General features: G+C 57.9%; 19 protein-coding genes. 14 read left to right on the top strand and 5 right to left on the bottom strand.

Annotation, left to right across the window (positions count from 1 at the left end; all coding sequences use genetic code 11):
- Positions 1 to 543 precede the first annotated feature (543 nt).
- Genes CCALI_RS07125 through CCALI_RS07115 form a run of 3 tightly spaced genes read left to right on the top strand, consistent with a single transcriptional unit; the run spans position 544 to position 4,128 of the window.
- Positions 544 to 1,965 carry a CsgG/HfaB family protein gene (locus CCALI_RS07125; protein WP_016482799.1) on the top strand — a complete coding sequence of 474 codons (1,422 nt, stop codon included), beginning with the start codon at positions 544 to 546 and terminating at the stop codon, positions 1,963 to 1,965.
- Between the two features lie 8 nt (positions 1,966 to 1,973).
- Positions 1,974 to 3,278, top strand: a complete 1,305-nt coding sequence (locus tag CCALI_RS07120; protein WP_016482798.1) for a hypothetical protein — start codon at positions 1,974 to 1,976, stop codon at positions 3,276 to 3,278.
- A complete protein-coding gene (locus CCALI_RS07115; RefSeq protein WP_044948976.1) occupies positions 3,187 to 4,128 on the top strand; it encodes a hypothetical protein in 942 nt (313 codons plus the stop codon). The genes CCALI_RS07120 and CCALI_RS07115 overlap by 92 nt, the downstream gene beginning before the upstream one ends.
- A gap of 151 nt (positions 4,129 to 4,279) precedes the next feature.
- On the opposite strand, the gene CCALI_RS07110 is transcribed toward CCALI_RS07115, so the two are convergent.
- Together CCALI_RS07110 and CCALI_RS07105 are read right to left on the bottom strand one after the other, a co-directional pair.
- Positions 4,280 to 5,317 carry a zinc-dependent alcohol dehydrogenase gene (locus CCALI_RS07110; protein WP_016482796.1) on the bottom strand — a complete coding sequence of 346 codons (1,038 nt, stop codon included), beginning with the start codon at positions 5,315 to 5,317 and terminating at the stop codon, positions 4,280 to 4,282.
- A gap of 2 nt (positions 5,318 to 5,319) precedes the next feature.
- Complete coding sequence (locus CCALI_RS07105; RefSeq protein WP_016482795.1) at positions 5,320 to 6,081, bottom strand: RNA polymerase sigma factor; 762 nt, start codon at positions 6,079 to 6,081, stop codon at positions 5,320 to 5,322.
- Positions 6,082 to 6,264: 183 nt separating this feature from the next.
- On the opposite strand from CCALI_RS07105, the gene CCALI_RS07100 reads away from it, so the two are divergent.
- The 5 genes from CCALI_RS07100 (at position 6,265) to CCALI_RS07085 (ending at position 10,661) form a co-directional block, all read left to right on the top strand.
- Positions 6,265 to 7,050 (top strand): enoyl-CoA hydratase-related protein, encoded by a 786-nt coding sequence (locus CCALI_RS07100; RefSeq protein WP_172636636.1) that lies wholly within the window; start codon positions 6,265 to 6,267, stop codon positions 7,048 to 7,050.
- On the top strand, positions 7,047 to 8,552 hold the full coding sequence (locus CCALI_RS07095; RefSeq protein WP_052572354.1) for an acetyl-CoA carboxylase biotin carboxylase subunit: 1,506 nt from the start codon (positions 7,047 to 7,049) through the stop codon (positions 8,550 to 8,552). Before CCALI_RS07100 ends, CCALI_RS07095 begins: the two co-directional genes overlap by 4 nt.
- A 9-nt stretch (positions 8,553 to 8,561) precedes the next feature.
- Positions 8,562 to 9,146 carry an acyl-CoA carboxylase biotin carboxyl carrier protein subunit gene (locus tag CCALI_RS16465; protein WP_052572353.1) on the top strand — a complete coding sequence of 195 codons (585 nt, stop codon included), beginning with the start codon at positions 8,562 to 8,564 and terminating at the stop codon, positions 9,144 to 9,146.
- On the top strand, positions 9,143 to 9,622 hold the full coding sequence (locus tag CCALI_RS07090; RefSeq protein ID WP_016482793.1) for a hypothetical protein: 480 nt from the start codon (positions 9,143 to 9,145) through the stop codon (positions 9,620 to 9,622). The genes CCALI_RS16465 and CCALI_RS07090 overlap by 4 nt, the downstream gene beginning before the upstream one ends.
- Before the next feature lie 91 nt (positions 9,623 to 9,713).
- Positions 9,714 to 10,661, top strand: a complete 948-nt coding sequence (locus tag CCALI_RS07085) for a hydroxymethylglutaryl-CoA lyase (protein WP_016482792.1) — start codon at positions 9,714 to 9,716, stop codon at positions 10,659 to 10,661.
- 79 nt (positions 10,662 to 10,740) lie between these two features.
- Here CCALI_RS07085 and CCALI_RS07080 read toward each other — a convergent pair whose 3' ends face one another.
- Positions 10,741 to 11,349: an ANTAR domain-containing response regulator gene (locus tag CCALI_RS07080; RefSeq protein WP_016482791.1), complete on the bottom strand. Its 609-nt coding sequence runs from the start codon at positions 11,347 to 11,349 to the stop codon at positions 10,741 to 10,743.
- A 78-nt stretch (positions 11,350 to 11,427) separates the two neighbouring features.
- The gene (gene ychF, locus CCALI_RS07075) at positions 11,428 to 12,522 is read right to left on the bottom strand and encodes a redox-regulated ATPase YchF (RefSeq protein ID WP_016482790.1); all 1,095 of its coding nucleotides are present in this window, start codon (positions 12,520 to 12,522) and stop codon (positions 11,428 to 11,430) included.
- Between the two features lie 305 nt (positions 12,523 to 12,827).
- Here ychF and CCALI_RS07070 point away from each other — a divergent pair, with 305 nt between their 5' ends.
- Together CCALI_RS07070 and CCALI_RS07065 are read left to right on the top strand one after the other, a co-directional pair.
- On the top strand, positions 12,828 to 13,613 hold the full coding sequence (locus CCALI_RS07070; protein ID WP_016482789.1) for a hypothetical protein: 786 nt from the start codon (positions 12,828 to 12,830) through the stop codon (positions 13,611 to 13,613).
- Positions 13,614 to 13,692: 79 nt separating this feature from the next.
- Positions 13,693 to 13,980: a glutaredoxin family protein gene (locus CCALI_RS07065; RefSeq protein WP_016482788.1), complete on the top strand. Its 288-nt coding sequence runs from the start codon at positions 13,693 to 13,695 to the stop codon at positions 13,978 to 13,980.
- A gap of 41 nt (positions 13,981 to 14,021) precedes the next feature.
- Here the strand turns inward: CCALI_RS07065 and CCALI_RS07060 are convergent, their stop codons facing one another.
- Complete coding sequence (locus CCALI_RS07060) at positions 14,022 to 14,297, bottom strand: large ribosomal subunit protein bL28 (RefSeq protein ID WP_016482787.1); 276 nt, start codon at positions 14,295 to 14,297, stop codon at positions 14,022 to 14,024.
- Positions 14,298 to 15,079: 782 nt separating this feature from the next.
- On the opposite strand from CCALI_RS07060, the gene CCALI_RS07055 reads away from it, so the two are divergent.
- The 4 genes from CCALI_RS07055 to CCALI_RS16045 all read left to right on the top strand — a co-directional run bounded on the left by CCALI_RS07055 (position 15,080) and on the right by CCALI_RS16045 (position 16,640).
- Positions 15,080 to 15,370, top strand: a complete 291-nt coding sequence (locus CCALI_RS07055; protein ID WP_016482786.1) for a nucleotidyltransferase family protein — start codon at positions 15,080 to 15,082, stop codon at positions 15,368 to 15,370.
- Positions 15,367 to 15,720: a HepT-like ribonuclease domain-containing protein gene (locus tag CCALI_RS07050; protein WP_016482785.1), complete on the top strand. Its 354-nt coding sequence runs from the start codon at positions 15,367 to 15,369 to the stop codon at positions 15,718 to 15,720. The genes CCALI_RS07055 and CCALI_RS07050 overlap by 4 nt, the downstream gene beginning before the upstream one ends.
- 61 nt (positions 15,721 to 15,781) lie before the next feature.
- On the top strand, positions 15,782 to 15,958 hold the full coding sequence (locus CCALI_RS16050) for a hypothetical protein (protein WP_016482784.1): 177 nt from the start codon (positions 15,782 to 15,784) through the stop codon (positions 15,956 to 15,958).
- 481 nt (positions 15,959 to 16,439) lie between these two features.
- Positions 16,440 to 16,640, top strand: coding sequence for a hypothetical protein (locus CCALI_RS16045; protein WP_016482783.1), 201 nt, complete (start codon positions 16,440 to 16,442; stop codon positions 16,638 to 16,640).
- The last annotated feature ends 140 nt before the right edge of the window (positions 16,641 to 16,780 follow it).

The raw sequence follows: 16,780 nt of genomic DNA, 5'->3' as shown, positions 1-16,780 counted from the left end.
CCTACTGCACCTCGCTTTCTTTACTACTTCTACGGCCACGTCACGGGGGCGCGGGTGGAGAATTAGGATGCAGAAAAGATATTGCCCAGAACCTGGCCTTTTGTTGACGATAAGACCCCTTTCCTTAGGGCATGACGGTTTTGCATCCACGGCTGCACACGAAGCACACAAATACATTCGGGGATCGGCCCCTCGATTCCTGCTTATAAACAGGTCGTTCGCATTGAATTTTGCAAAATAGCACATGATGTTTTGTTGAAAAGGAGATATAATAGCGCATAGGAAGAGACTAAAATTCGAATGAATCTGCTTGCGTGCTGAACGCCAGGATACTTTGTAGTGCGCCTGGTGCGCACTAGCCGAAAATTTCGATGCGTCGTGTCACTTGCTTGACCGCTGTTCGTTTCAGATAGAACAAGGACGGCCAAGCGCAGAATCCTAAAAGTTCACAGTGAAGGCGGGCTCTAGAGCGCTTTCTCTGGTTACTTTCGTGCAAGCAAGATGCTTGCGCTCCAAGAGCGCTTTCAGAAAGGAGAATCCAGCATGCCACGGTGGCCTATCTTCCCTTGCGGCATCGGCTTGGCGCTGCTTTGCGGGCTTTTCGCGGTCGCCCTCGCGAGCCCTCCTAATACGGTGGCGCCAACCCCTCGCGCCGATGCGTCCGAACTCATTATTGCCGTAGCCGACTTTTCCGGAAAAGACAAGGATTTCGGCCGCTTCTTGGCCGATACGCTACTGACCGATCTGGCCCAATCCCCCATTCTGCACATGGTGGAGCGGGACGAGATAAGCCGTGTGTTAACGGAGTTAAAACTGCAGGCGACCGGGCTGACCGAGCCGCAAGTTCAAAAGGTTGGGCGACTTGTTGGAGCAAACCATCTTATCGTCGGCAGCTACCTGCAGGTGGGCAATCGCCTCATTTTGAACGTGCGCCTGCTCAACGTGGACACGGGGCGCGTTAGCCCGGGCGGAGCCGCTAACGTGGCCGGCCCTGCAGACGATATTTTGGGGCTCGTGAACCGTTTGGCTCGTCTTTTACACCTGCGCCTTACGGGGAAAGATCTGCAGCTCGACTCCGACGCGGAGAATCGTTCTTTACAGCTACGCACCATATCCGATTCTCCTGCTATCGGATCGGACACAGCGATCGCGCAGGGATCTCTCAGTTCGCCATCGTCTCAGCCGTCTCCCTCCTCTGCAGTGGCGCAGCCTCCCGATGATCAGGTGGTGACCGAGGGGGAGCTGGTGCGCTATCTGCAGCGCTTTGGGAAAGTGTCTTTTACGATGACTCATCCGAACGCTGCGGTTTCGCGTCTTCGCACGCTTGTTGCCGTCGTGCGCGCCCTTATTCCTCCTGACCAGATATCGGACATGGGGCGTGAGGTCGCTCAGCTTGTGGATGGGGGCGCAATCCCCTATTGGGCACGCCCTTACGTGAATACGGCGCTGGCACAAGGGCTTTGGATGCCGAGCGAGCCGTTGCGCCCGCAAGACCCGGCCACGTGGCTTTTTGTGAGGACGATTGTGTCGCGGGCACCAGGAGCTCCTTCAGAGGCGGATTCGGAACCTATTGTGGCTGCCACCGTACCTTCTTCGGCTTTGAGAGCTTCTGCCGAGACGGCATCTCCCCAATACACCGGCTTGTTGGTAGACGCACGCAATATGCCGGTGCAACGGGACATGAGCTTGCGCATTTTGGATGAGGATGGGCGACTGGTCTATCCTCCGCCCGAACACATGCCCGACCCCGATTTTGTGGATGTGGAGGGGACGGCCTCTTACGCCCACACATCGGCCGAAACGCGTCGCGCCGGCGTGCACCCCATGCGGGTGGTTGCACTGCGGGTACAGGGGGATGACATTATTATCTCTCGCACCGATGCCGATCGTATTTTGGCCGAGGATCGGCGCGATCACTTCCTATGGAACTGGAACGTCTGCATCCTTGTGGATGCCGATAGGTAGAAGGGCCTATGCTCTGTCTATTTCCGATTTTCGTCGGTATGCACTTATGGCTTCAAGGAGAGACAGCGCCCGCAACGGTTCCGGCTCCGGGCGCTTCAAAACCGGCGTCTTCTCTGTCCACCACCAAGGAGGACGTCGGCCTTGTACATGTCATCGCATCCGGAATGGCACCTTTAGGGATAGATGGAGCTGCCGCCGAGGAGGAGGCCATTTGGGACGCCAAGCGCAATGCGGTGGAGATGGCAACGGGGGTCTTCATTCGGGCGCGTACTTTCGGGGAGAACTATCGCACTCTGCATGACGAGGTGGAGAATCAAACGGCAGGTTTCATCCGTTCGTGGCGTCTGGTTCCTGAATCGGTGCATGTGGAGTCGATCGCTCCTGGCCCGAACGGACGCCTCCTCTGTCTGCAGATCGAGGCCGATGTGGCAAAGCTTTCCACCATTCAATCGCTTGGCGATATTCGCGATGCCTACAACGACCTTGGCAACCCCCGTCTCTTGGTGAAGATCGCCTGCCCGACAGCGCCGGATTGTGCCCAAGTGGCTCAGCAAGAGCTGGAGCTGCGCCTGCGGTCGGCCGGCTACGATTTGGCGGAGACTTTGCCGGCCGATATCGTGTTGCGGGGCCAATTGCAGCTCGTTCCGGCCGTGCGGCTTGGCGATGCGCAAAGCCCCTATCATGTAGGCGATGTGGTGGCCGTCTATCAGGCGCATCTGACCCTTGAAGCCGTCTCTCCTTGGAGCCTGGAGACGCTGTTTGTGGCTCAGGCGGAAGCGAAGGGGGTTAGTTTTCAAAGCGATGCTCTGGCGGCCGAGCAGGCCGCTCAGAACGCGGTGGATACGTTGATGCAACAGAGCCGTACGCTGTTTACCCAGGAGATACCGGCGCGCTGGGCTAAAGAACGCATGGACGGCCATCCGGTAGCGCTGCGCGTCATCGGGTTGGCTGGGGCTAAGGAGAGCCGACTGTGCGAGGCCCTAGAGGGCATGCGTGGGTTCTGCGATATCCTTCGGCGGCAGCATCAAGCAGGCAGCTACGATATTATCTTTCGGTCATGTTTAGCTACTCAGGATGTGGCGTTGCGCCTCGGCCAGATTCCGGGGCTTCCGTTAAAACTTGTGTCTATGCAGGGGGCGTCTCTCGTCTATCAGGTCCCGCGCGAGGCGCCCTCTTCGGCAGTTCGGGGGCCTTATTCTTTAAGGAAAGGAGTGTCTTTTCATGCAAAGAGGACGTTGTCTGCTCTCTATTTTGCTCGCCGGCCTGCTCGTGGTGCCGGTGGGTCTTTACGCCGCCTCACGGCGCGCCGATGACGATATCGAACGTGTGGGGCCGCATGGCTCCATAGACTGGACGGAGAACACCATCTACGCCATTGGGCTCGGAGCGATTCCCAATAACGTCTCCAACGATGCCGTGGCCTATCTCAAGGCGCGCGACTACGCCATCCTTGACGCCATGCGTAACCTGCTGATGGCCATCCATCACGTGCACATAGACGCCGTGACCACCGGCCAGGAGTATATGGCGCGTGATGCCACCATTCGCGCAGAGGTGGAGGGGCTGCTACATCACCCTCGTTTCATTTCGGAACGGCGTATTCGTGAGGGACGCGATTCCATGGTAGAGGTGACCATGGCGGCGCCCCTCTACGGCAACGGGAGCGTAGCGGAAGCTTTTCGTTCAGCTTTGGTGCCCCAGCGTGAGGGGACATCCGATAACGGCGATAGGGGGACTCTGGGAACAGAGGCGGTGCCCGCTCCTAGTACCCCGTTGCCGAGTGTTCGGCCGCAAGTTGACGAAGATAGCACACCCTATACATCCGTTATTATTGATGCACGAGGCTATCGGGTGCAGCGAGATATGTCGCCGAAAATCTACGCCGCCGACGGCACGGAGGTCTGGGGAACGGTCTATGCAGACCCCAACTTCGTTATCGAGCACGGCATTGTGGTTTATGCCCATAGCATCGCGCAGGCACGTCAGCTGCCGGAGGCGGGTTCCCATCCGCTAATTCTTCGGGCGATCGGTGGATCGAACTCGCCGGTCCACGCCGACGTGGTGCTAAGTCAGGCCGACGCGGAGCGTCTGGCAAGGCTGAACGCGCGCGATGGCTTTCTGGATCGCTTTCATGTGATCTTTGTGGTAGACCCAATGGATTAAGAGATAGCGGATCGACTTCATTTGCTGAACAGCACATAGACGGACGGCGCCGCAGCCAGAGCAAGAGGCATTTCAGGGAATGTCGGCGGGCATTGCGGCGCCTTATGCTACTTCAATGCGCTATCGAGGATACTAGAAGACTATATGCTCCTCAAAATTGAATGCCGACTTTGATCGTCTGTTCCGGGTGGTGAAAGAGTTCGGCCAAGGTAGAAGGAGCATCGGCAAAGGAGAGAATGGGGTTTACGACGCCTGCACCGGAGAGGAGTTTTCGGCGAAATAGCTCTATCGTGGTTTCAAAAGCGCGTTGCGGAGTCCACAGAGGGTAAGAGCGATCGGGGTTGCCCCAACCCTCCCAAGCTTGGCTGCCAACGATAGTTGGACGATTGAGGTGAAACTCTTCGTCGAGGTGGAGGTCGGTCGCGTTCTGAGGGCCCCAGGGCACATGCACAACGGTTCCACATTGGCGGAGGCAGCGGATGGCCTCGTGAAGGGCTGAGGCGCTGCCAGAGGTTTCCACAGAGACATCGACACCGCAACCGTTTGTGGCCTGTTTAATCGCCAAGCCCACGTCGCAGACGGTGGGGTCGAAGGTGGCCTTAGCGCCATAAAGCTCGGCGCAGTCTCGCCGAATGGCGAGGGGATCTACGCCAAAAACGGCATGTGCTCCGGCAACTCTGGCTACCTGTACGGCCATCTGGCCGATGGCCCCTAAACCGAAGATAGCCACATCGTCGCCGACGCGGATGTTACCGTCGCGCACGGCCACGAAGGCTACATGCGCCGGATCGGTGCAGACGGCATCGCTTGGGCTGAGGGTACCGAGGGCATGCCAATGGGTTTCTTTGGCCTGATGGATTTCGCGTACGGGGCCGTATCCGAACACCTGGTCGCCAACCTTCCACCGTTCGACGTTGGCTCCCACCTCGATAACCGTTCCCACCACCATATTACCGATAGTGCGTTCGGTGGGCGGCGAAGTAGGTTCCTCTTTCGGTAGGAAGATGCGCAGCGTTTTGTCCCACCGCTTGCGGTCAAAAACGCTGCCGGTGATCGCCTTTAGTTCAGTTCCGTGTTTAGGGGCGGCGAAAGTAACCTGAATGCGCACCTCGTCGTTTTGAAGGGGGGGAAGGGTGTACTCGCGGAACCAAAAGGCTTCACCGGTTTTCGTAACAATCTCTTTGGGCATCGCTACCTCCTTGATGCTCGTTTGGACGGAATATTCTTCGTCTGCTGAACCGAGTCCTGCCTTTTCGTAGAGGAAGAGGGCTTGGCTTTTGCGGTAGGGCGTGAGGCTTTAGGGGAGGAATGGGGGGTATAAGCGGCGAGTTTTTCGCGTGCGAGGCGTGCGCCCACGGTTTCAGGGGCTTGGTAGATGGGGCGGTGAACCTCGGCATAGTAGACTTCGAGGATGGCGATCTGTTCCGTTTTTGCCGCACGGCTAAGTTTGCGCGTGGCGGCATCGAGGTGCTCCCACACGGTTTTGGGGTCAACCCGAAGGGTAGCGGCGATCTGGAACTGGCTTTGACCGTTAAGCCAAGCGCTGAGGCAAAAGTGTTGGCGTTGGGTGAGGGGCACCGTCTGAAGGAGGCGATAAAGCTCTTGACGATAGCGGAGAAGCAGTTCGGTAAGGGGTGGAGGGGCCGGACGCTGCTCGATGGTCTGTTCTTGCGCTTCCGTGAGCGTTTCGACGGGATGGAGAAAGCGCCGTCGAAGGTAACTGGCACAGGCGTAGTCCACAAACCGGCGAAGCCAAGCAAGGAATTCGGAGGGGGGTGGAATGACGTCGCGGTCGTCCCGCGCATTCCAAGCGGCGAGAAGCGCTTCTTGGACAACGTCTTCCGCGTCTTGTGTGCCGACGCGCCTGGCTGCATAGCGGCAGAGGGGGCGATAGAGCGGTTGAAGCGCACGGTCGAACGCTCCTTCAAACCGGTTGTGCAACGAGCGAGCCATCGTTATTCGTCCTCCATATAGTAGAATTTTGTCTCCTATTTTAGCAAAAAGATTCAAGGGCCGGGGTGATGGCGGTGGAAGCTTGAGGAGTGCAGGAGAAAAGCTGGTAAAGAGAGAACATAACAACAAAAATGGGGTGCACGATGAGATGTAGAAAGCGAAACAAGGGATATGAGAGCCTTTTTGCGGATAGAACAACGTGGGGCGCTTGCGACGGTTACGCTCAACCGTCCGAAGGTGCGTAACGCTTTAAACAGTGAGCTGAGCACGGCGCTGACGCGGACTTTTCATCGGTTGGCAGGCAAGGCGCGTGTGGTGGTGCTACGGGGCGAAGGCCCCGCGTTTTGTGCCGGGGCCGATATTGAGGAGATGCAGCGCCTTACGGAGGCCGATTTTGACACGCAACGGGCGCAGGCTATGGCGCTACAACAGATGTTTCAGGCGATCGGCAATTTCCCCGGAGTTACCATTGCGCGGGTGCATGGGGCGGCTATAGGGGGCGGGGCGGGGCTTGCGGCCGTATGCGATATTGCCATCGCTGCGGAGGAGGCGTTTTTTGCGTTTAGCGAGGTGCGCATCGGCCTGATACCGGCCACCATTGCGCCCTGGGTGGTTCAAAAGGTGGGGCTAGGCACGGCAAGAGCTCTGTTCGTGACCGGGGAGCGTATTACGGCAACGGAGGCTTTACGCATCGGTTTGGTACAGCAGGTCGCAATGCCAAACGCTCTCGATGAGGCCATAGAGCGTAAAGTCGAAGCCATTCTTCAGTGCGGGCCGGAGGCCATTGCGGCCGTGAAGCGACTGCTGTTGCATCTTCAAGGTTTTTCGCCGGCGACCTTCCCCATGGCGGAGACGGCCGACATAACGGTCTTCTATTTAATAGAGCGTCGTATGAGCGCCGAGGCTAGGGAGGGTTTTCGCGCATTTCTTGAGAAGCGGCGCCCCTCCTTCCACGAGACACTGCCGTGAATCGGGTGCTTGTAGCCAATCGAGGTGAGATCGCCGTGCGAATCTTGCGCACGTGCAAAGAGATAGGGTTTCACACCATCGCGGTCTATTCAGAGGCGGATCGGGATGCGATGCATGTGGCCTTGGCGGATGAGGCCTATCTTTTAGGGCCTGCGCCGGCCCGTGAAAGCTACCTGAACATAGAGCGCTTGCTTCAGGTAGCACGTCGTGCCCGTGCCGACGCGGTGCACCCCGGCTACGGGTTTCTCTCTGAGAACGCCGATTTTGCCGCGGCCTGTCGCGCGCAGGGGATCGTTTTTGTGGGACCCTCGCCCGAGACCATTGAGCAACTAGGGGACAAATGCGCTGCACGCGCCCTTGCGGAGCGGATAGGTGTGCCCACCGTGCCCGGGTATACAGGTGACGATAGGTCAGAGCGTCGGCTTGTGAGAGAGGCAAAGCGCATCGGCACCCCGCTCATCCTCAAAGCGGCCGGCGGTGGTGGTGGGCGTGGCATGCGGATCGTCTCCGACCTGGCGCAACTGCCGGAGGCGCTTGCGGCCGCACGCAGCGAGGCTCTGGCGGCTTTTGGGGACGATCGAATCTTCCTTGAACGCTACATTCCCCGCGCACGCCATGTGGAGGTTCAAATTTTAGGCGATTCGCAGGGCAACGTCATCCATCTATTTGAACGCGAGTGCTCGATTCAGCGCCGCTATCAAAAGATCGTGGAGGAAAGCCCTTCCTGTGGGGTCGGCCCCGCCTTGCGAAAGGGGTTAACCGAGGCGGCCGTGCGCATCGCCAAGGCAGCAAACTACGTGGGAGCGGGCACCGTGGAGTTTCTGGTAGAGGCGGATGCCCCGGAACCGCGGTTCTACTTTTTGGAGGTCAATACCCGTCTTCAGGTAGAGCATCCGGTGACGGAGGCGGTAACCGGCTTCGACCTGGTGCGGCTTCAGTTCCATGTGGCGCAGGGGCACCCTCTGCCTTATGCACAGGAGGAGATCGCCCTCATGGGACACGCCATAGAGGTGCGCCTCTGCGCGGAAGACCCGGAGAACCAGTTTCTTGCCTCGCCGGGGACGATGCAGTTCTGGCAAGCGCCCGAAGGGCCGGGGATACGTGTGGATACGGCCTTAGAGAGTGGAAGCTTCATCCCACCCTACTACGACCCCCTGTTGGCCAAGATCATCGCTTTCGGGAAAACGCGGTCGGAGGCTTTGGCCCGACTCGAGCGCGCTCTCATGGAGACGCATGGAGTGGGAATCAAGACGAACCAAGCCTATCTGCTCGACATTATCCGCCACCCTGCCTTTCGTGAGGGCGATCTGTCAACCCGTTTTCTTGAGGAGCATTTTGCCGGATGGAGGGCGTTTACAGAGCCTCCCGATGAGGTGCTGTTGGCCCTCGCTGCGGCGAGCGTTCAAGCCGAACCTTCGGCTGTTTTTCGCGGGGCCTCTCTCGCGGACTCTCAAAAGCCGTTGAACCCATGGTGCCTAGTGGGTCGTTGGCGAAACACATAAGGAAGATGTATGCGTTACCAGTATCGTTTAGAAGCGGACTCGGAGAGCCCAATAGGCTTTGAAATAGAGGGTGAGGGCGAAACTTATAAGGTTACGTTGCCGAATGGGCGAACCCATCGGGTTCGTGTGCGAAGTGCGAGAAGGGCTCCTTGGGTTGAGATAGCGCTCTGCGATGCCGAAGGGCAACCGGAGCGACTCCTGCGCGTACCGATTGTTGAGCTTAGGGCTGATACTGAGACCTCCAGAAAATCGTATGATTTTCTGGGGCAGGGCGTCCTGCCCCTCAATGGGCGTCTGGCGATATCTTGGCAAGGGCAGGTCTATCTCTTTACGCGTGTGGAGGAAGGCAGCGGTGAGCTGCAGACGCATGAGGACGCTGGGCTTATCCGGGCGCCGATGGTGGGCGTGGTCTCGGAGGTGTTAGTGAGCGAAGGGCAGTTGGTAGAGAAGGAACAGCCGCTATTGGTGCTTGAGGCCATGAAGGTGGTAATGCGGATGGCTGCGCCCTATGCTGGACAGGTGAAGCGGTTATGGGTACATGCCGGGCAGCTGGTATCGCATGGGGAGACGTTGGTGGAGTTAACCAAAGAATGAACGCTGCCTCTCGTGCTAGAAAAAAGCGGCTTCTGCCTAGCTACGTCATTTTCCTGTTTCTGTTTGTATTCGTCATTGGAGCGCTGCAGTTTTCCATTCAGGCGGTAGAAGTGCGAGCGCAACGTTTCCACCTGTTGTTAGCGCGGGGGGTGCAAACGATGGCCACCATTACCGCGAAGCGGGCGACGACGTCGGGCGACATGGTCTATTTTCGCTACACCGTATCGGATCGCACGTACACGGGTAGAAGCCCGGTGTCGCCCGAAACATTCGACACGCTGGTAGTTGGCCATGTCACACCGGTGCTCTACCTTCCTCAGTCGCCTGCTCAATGCGAGTTGGCGTTGTCGGATGTCCTTAGATGGTCTTCGGGGTTAGCCCACTATTGGCGCATTTTGCAGATCATCAACGGGGTCGCCTGTCTCCTTACGTTGTTGCGGATCGCGCAGCTTCGGAAACAGCTAAAGGCCGCATAGGGAAGGCAGACGAGCGGCGTGGTATCGGTTAGCAGCGGGGTTCTCGCTTAAGGGAGGCCCATGCAGATATTGGTGCAGAAAGTGAAAGAGAATGCAGGACAGCGATTTTGTAGAGCGAGTGCGCGCGGTGAGCGGGCATCTGGCGAAGGTACCGCGACGAGTTAGATTGGTGGAGGTCGGGCCGCGGGACGGCCTTCAGAACGAGTCGGTGGTTTTGCCCACGGAGGTGAAGGCGCGCTATATCTCTCTGCTTTCCGAGGCGGGGTTTAGCGAAATCGAGATCACCTCTTTTGTGAGCCCGAAGCGGGTGCCTGCGTTGGCGGATGCGGAGGCGCTCTGCGGACAGCTCCGTTTTTCTAGCGGGGTGCGTTACACGGGGCTGGTGCCCAATCGGCGCGGACTAGAAAGGGCGTTGGCGGCGGGGGTTCGATCGGTTGCGGTTTTGGCGGCGGCCAGCGAGACTTTTTCTCAGCGCAATATCGGCATGGGGGTAAGAGAGGCTCTTGAAGAGATTCGGGCGGTCTGTCGAGAGGCCCAGCAGGAAGGAGTGCGGGTGCGCGGCTACGTTTCTACGGCCTTTTACTGTCCCTATGAGGGGCGTATCTCCCCTCTGCAGGTACGTTCTGTGGTGGAGGCGTTGTTAGAGATTGGGGTAGCCGAAGTTTCGTTGGCCGATACCATCGGCCACGCCGTGCCGACGGACGTGGTGGAGTTGCTAGAGGTTCTCGCCCCCATTTTGCCATGGGAGCGCGTCGCATTGCATTTTCACGATACATGGGGTTTGGCCCTTGCAAACGTGTTAACGGGTTTAGAGCTAGGAATTGCCACATTCGATGCGGCCTCGGGTGGGGCGGGAGGTTGTCCCTTTGCTCCGGGGGCGGCGGGGAACGTGGCGACGGAGGATCTGCTAGTGCTTTTGCAGGGCATGGGCATAGAGACAGGCGTGGTTTTGGAGAAGGTGGTGGAGGCTTCTCGGTATTTGGAGAGCCATTTGGGCAAGTTACTGCCTGGGCGCTATCTTCGTGCTATAGGCAGTTAAGCTTGGTTAAAGGGAGGTTCACGGAGGGCAGGTTCGTTGGAGTAGACTGAGACAAAGGGCGACCGTCTAGGTCGCCCAACTAGCGTCGGCGCCCTCTTTTGGGAGATTCAGAGGTGGTTTCGTAGGCGAGGAGAACCGCTTCGGCCACCTCGCGCAGGGAGCGCCCGGAGGAGAGCGCAAGCGCCTGTAGGCGCCGCTCGGCCTCTCGTTCAGTCAGTTCATGCAGATACATCAGCGCGCGTTGCGCTTTGGCCATGAGCTCTACCAGTTCCCGTTCTTCGCGAGTACTTTCCAGAGCTCCCTCCAGTGCGAGCAGCTCGCGGTAACGTGCGATGGCGATGGTGATGGCCGGTTGGAGCTCCTGTTGGCGATAGGGCTTCACCAGGTAGGCCAAGACACCGGCCTTGCAGGCTCTCTCGATCATGGGGGCGTCGCTGTAGGCGGTGAGCATCAGCACGGGACAGATGCGTTCTTTGCTGAGCGTCTCTGCCACTTCGAGGCCACCGATTTTGGGCATCATGATGTCGAGGATGGTGAGGTCGGGGCGGAGGTTGCGCGCCAGGCGGCAAGCCTCTTCACCATCTTCCGCCTCCCCAACGACGCTGTGGCCGAGCTGCTGCAGCATCCGTTTCAAGTCAAGACGCTGCAGCGCGTCGTCCTCGGCAATGAGTATTTTTACGTCTTGCATGCTCTCTCCTAATACCAGCGTTGCGGGTGACGTATTCTTTACGGATAGAACCATCGCTTCGTTTAGCGTTAGGGCGTTTTACACTTTAAAGCGGATATGCACGATGTCGCCATCTTTCACGACGTACTCTTTGCCTTCGAGGCGCATCTTTCCGGCGGCTTTGGCCTCCTCCCAGCAGCCCCCTGCGGCCTGAAAATCGTCGAAGGCGATGACCTCGGCGCGGATGAAACCGCGGGCAAGGTCAGAGTGAATCTTTTCCGCGGCCCCCACAGCAGTCGTGCCTTGAGGGATGGTCCAGGCGCGCACCTCATCCTCACCTACCGTAAAAAAGCTAATGAGCCCCAGCGCTTCGTAGGCAGCGCGGATAAGGCGATTTCGAGCCGGTTCGGCGATGCCGAGGGCTTGCAGGAACTCTTGTTCTTCTTGGGGGGCCATTTGGGCGACCTCCATCTCGGCGCGAGCACATAGGGGAATCAGCGGCAGGTTCTGCTGCACGGCGAAGCGAGCAAGCGGTTCGGGCGCTGCTTGCCCTACCTGGTTTTCGCTGATATTGGCCACAAGTAGCAGCGGCTTGCCGGATACAAAGGCGTAGCTGCGCAGTGCACGCTCCTCTTCGGGTGTCAGCGGAAAGGTACGCACCGGTTGCATGGTTTCGAGGTGCGCTTTGAGGCGTTGGAGCACATCGTATTCAACCGCCTCGGCGGGGTTTTGGCGCTTTTGTTGACGCGCTTTTTCAAGTCGTTCGAGACGCCCCTCTATCACCATGAGATCGGCAAAGATCAGCTCCTCCTGCACCTGTTGGGCTTCACGCAGCGGGTTAATGCCGTTTTCTGGTGGGGGAACACGTTCGTCCTCAAAGGCGCGCACAACCAGCACCAGAGCGTCCATAAGGCGCACATGGGCGAAGAAGTCGGTTCCAAATTTGGTGGTCCGGCCTGCCGGCCCACCCGTTTCAATGCGCGGGCCGCCTTCGGTAAACTCGATGGTCGCCGGCGTCGCCTTTTTGGGACGACATTTTTCTACTGCATAGTCGAAGCGCGGATCGGGCACGGCGACCACGCCGACGTGAATCTGCTTGGGGTCGAACTGACTCAGGTTCACGTTGGAGCGCGTCAGGGCATTATAGAGACTTGTTTTACCTGTTTGAGGCAGGCCGATGATGCCAACTTTCATGGGATGGCGGCGCCGAACTCCTTAACGAAACGATTTCAGACGTATAGTCTACCCGATTTGAGGTCATCTCTAGAAAGAGCCCTCTTGACAACGCTTGGGAAAGACGCTATACTGTTCTTGATTGTTCTTTAATGGCTAGATATCGCCTTCTGCCGAATTTAGCCGAAGGCGATTTCGCAAATACATGAAACGCGGGCGAAGTTGTAACGTCCAATAAATAAGTTATCCGGTCGGTTCGCTGCTGTTGGAAGAGCCTGTAGGTTGTGGTCTCTTCCTCTGTGTCCTTCCAAGAAGGAGGAGAGAAGATGGCAAAACTCGTTTCCGAGCTGAAGGAGGAGGAGTACACCGCTGCGGTTGTCAGCGTTGTAAAGAGGGCTGTCGTCCTCGGTGTCTTGTTGATTATCGGGAGGATGATACGTGACGGGCTCCCGGTAAGCGAGCGTCGTACGGCGGACGAAGCGTTGCTGGCCTTACTGATCCTCGGCACGCTTGTGGTGTTAATTCCTGCACTCTATTTGCTACGATTGAGTCGTATTAAAGGTTCTCAGGTGGTCTGTCCTTACTGTGAGGAGGTCAACGTTCTTGTGGAGCCACCGATGGAGGATTTCATCTGCGAGCACTGCAAGCGGACGATCTACTATCAAGACGGGCATATGGTTCCCATCACCGTTGTGGCTTGTCCGAAATGCAATATAGACTACAAAGTAGCTTCTATTGTTGATCACTACATTTGTGATCGGTGTGGACTCTCTATTCAGGTGCATCCGAAGAAGGGCAAGGAGCCAGAGCCGTTGCCCGACTCGGTGTTGGTGCGGGTACAAAGTCCTGCTGTGCGTTTAGGGGCTTCAAACCAGACGGTATTAATGCGCTCCTATCCGCCCTCGGCCGAGCCGCAACTTATCGCCATTCTGCGGCGTGAGATGGGGGTGAATGACGAGCAGGCAAAGATGTTGTTACAGACCACATCCATCACCACGCCGCTCATTGTCGCCTTCGACATACCGGCGCTAGAGGCCGAGAGTCTGCGAAGGGAGCTGGAGAGCTTAGGGGCGCAGGTGACGGTGCGTGACGAGGCACCTTCTCATGTGTGAAGCCTAACATTTGAACACCGGGTGAGCGTATAAAAATAGGAAAAGGGTTTTGATTTAACGCCTTAGGTAGGGGATAGAATTGATTGTTGTCTACAGCACGGCGTGGTGCCCCGACTGCCTGCGCGCGCGCCAGGTGTTAAAAGAGGCAGAGGTTGACTTTGTGGAGATTGACATCGAGCGGACCCCGTGTGCGGAGGAAGCGATGCGCGCGGTGAACGGGAATGTGGGGAAAGTTCCTACCATTCTTATAGAAGCGATACCGGAGGAGCGCCTTGTGTTAGTGGAGCCTTCGGATAAGGAGCTGCGCGAGGTTTTGGCGGCATATAAGCGGCGGCGTGAGGAAGGAGAGCTTGGAGGCCGTTGTTAGCGAAAAGCCCCTACGTTGGTAGGAGCTCTTCGCCTATGGCTTTACTTTTTTGAGCGCGGACGCGCCTTTTTGATGATCTCTTCCGGTAAGGGCTTTACCCCGCTAAGGTAGTCCTGAAACTCGTGGCTAGTGAGCACGCTGGTGGTGACCTTCAAACGCACCTTCCCTTCGGGTGTTTGCACGGTGACGGTTTGCAGATTCGGCACGAAGGTATGGTTCTTTTTGGGCGCTCGCAGTTTCCACGCTCCGCTGTGGGGGTGTCGCTTGCGATGGCCTTTCATCGGCCCAACGCCCGACACCTGACATACGCGCGACATGAAATTTCTCCTAACCAGATAGCGTTGTTCTAAAGTGGCAGCAGTATACCGTAGCAAAGGCTACCGTGTCAAGAACGCCGATTCCCGGCCCTCTCCCAGGGGGAGAGATGGATGGGGGTATATGTAGGGGCGACCCCCCGTGGTCGCCCAATGGGATTTCCCACAATCGTCCCGTTTTAGGCAAATTGTGGGATACATGGGTAGGCATGGGATTCCAAATGGGCAGGCACAGGGGTAAAATGGGCAGGCACAGGGGCCTGCCCCTACNATTGGTGTATGGTGGTTCTGTGGGGGCGACCCCCTGCGGTCGCCAATTTCAGGCAGGCGCANGGATAGAATGGGCAGATATGGGGTTTCAACAGGCAGGTGTGGGGATAATGGGCAGGCACAGGGGTGAAACGGGCAGGCACAGGGGGCGAGACGGGCAGGCACAGGGGCCTGCCCCTACGATTGGCGTGTGGTGGTTCTGTAGGGGCGACCCCCCGTGGTCGCCCGATGATATTCCCCATGATCNGCCAATTTCACGCAGACGTGGGGCAAAAACGAGCAGGCACNGGGGCCTGCCCCGACAGGGTAACGGGACATCCTAGGAGGATGCCTATCTGGTTCTGTTGAAGATGTGCGCAAATACAGCCAGGTGCTTATGCTGGTGCTGGGGTTTAGGAAGACGGTAGCAAGCCTCTTGAGGTAAAGATGCGTAACCTCACCGTCCAATACGCGGGCAAATAGCGGAAGCTCGGAGGCTGGAGGAGACGATTTGGAGAACCTGGAGGAGCTGGAGTATGAGGCTGGAGGAACTCCTTAGAGAAAAGCGTGAGGAGATATTGCACCTTTGCGCCAAGTATGGCGCTCACAACGTGCGGCTGTTCGGGTCGGCTGCGCGACGGGAGGCGGACGAGCAAAGCGATCTGGACCTTCTCGTCGAGCTTGAACCGGGGCGCACGCTCTTCGACCTGGGCGGGCTTCAGTATGAGCTTGAAGAGCTTCTCGGCTGTCGGGTTGATGTGGTGACGGAGCGAGGGCTTAAACATCGGATTCGTGATCGGGTTCTTCGAGAGGCGGTGCCGCTATGAGAGATCCGAAAGAGAGGCTTCAGGACATTCTACAGGCCATTGCTGCCATTGAGAGATACCGCGACAGGAGCCGGCCCGCCTTCGAACAGGACGAGATGCTCCAGGTGTGGTTTCTCCGACATCTTCAGATCATAGGGGAGGCCGCCCGCGCTCTACCTGAAGAGGTACGAAAACTTGCACCAGACATCCCTTGGCCCAAGATCATCGGTATGCGTAACATCCTTGTCCACGGCTACTTTGAGATTGATACAGACATCGTTTGGAACGCCGTACAACAGGAGGTACCCCATCTCAAGCCCGCCGTGGAAGCGCTACTGAAGAACCTGGAGGAGCTGGAGGTGGGTGAGTAGCATGGTTCGACAGGTTTCCTTGTCGTTAGAGGGCGTGAGGAAGTCCGGAATGACGCGATAAATGACGGGCATTTCGAGTTATCAGAGAGTATCGAATCGTAAGAACCTGCGCGCCATCGCCCGAATCCTTGGCGCACAAGATGACAATATCAAATACAACCAGCGGAACGAGACGCTGGAACAGCGCGGTGGCGTTGTTCAACAGGCACAGGGGCCTGCCCCTACGATTTGGGTGTGATGGTTTTGTAGGGGCGACCCCCTGTGGTCGCCCAATGATGTCCCCATGATCGGCCAATTTCACGCAGACGTGGGGGCAAGACGGGCAGGCACAGGGGCCTGCCCCTACGATTGGCGTGTGATGGTTTTGTAGGGGCGACCCCCCGTGGTCGCCCAATGGGATTTCCCACAATCGTTCCGTTTTAGGCAAATTGTGGGATACATGGGTAGGCATGGGATTCCAAATGGGCAGGCACGGGGGCAAGACGGGCAGGCACAGGGGCCTGCCCCTACGATTGGCGTGTGATGGTTCTGTAGGGGCGACCCCCTGTGGTCGCCCAATGATGTCCCTATGATCGCCAATTTCACGCAGACGTGGGAAAAAACGGGCAGGCACAGGGGTGAAATGGGCAGGCACGGGGGCAAGACGGGCAGGCACAGGGGCCTGCCCCTACGATTGGCGTGTGGTGGTTCTGTAGGGGGCGACCCCCTGTGGTCGCCCGATGATATCCACCCGTGGTCGCCCGATTTCGGCAGATTGTGGATCATCTAGGCAGGCTGGCGGGCGACCCGGCGCCGAGGTTGAGGTAACGCTCGAAATTGAGGTGCGCCTGCCCAATGGAGCCGATGAGCAGACGGTTCGGGTGGTAAGCGAAAACTGCCACACGTTGAAGTTTACGAATCACGGGTTCGAGACGGATTGATTGACTCCCACACCATCACTAACCTGCGTATCACGCATTCTCATGACGTTCAATGGGCTCCGCGCGCCTTCCCTTTCTGATGTTGCCGTTTGGATCGACCCTTGGTGAGTCCCTGTAGATGAAGTTTTAGACCGCTTTGG

Origin of the sequence: Chthonomonas calidirosea T49 (genome assembly GCF_000427095.1) — a bacterium.
In the GTDB taxonomy this organism is placed as follows: Bacteria; Armatimonadota; Chthonomonadetes; order Chthonomonadales; family Chthonomonadaceae; genus Chthonomonas; species Chthonomonas calidirosea.
This window is presented reverse-complemented; position numbering and strand designations above follow the sequence as displayed.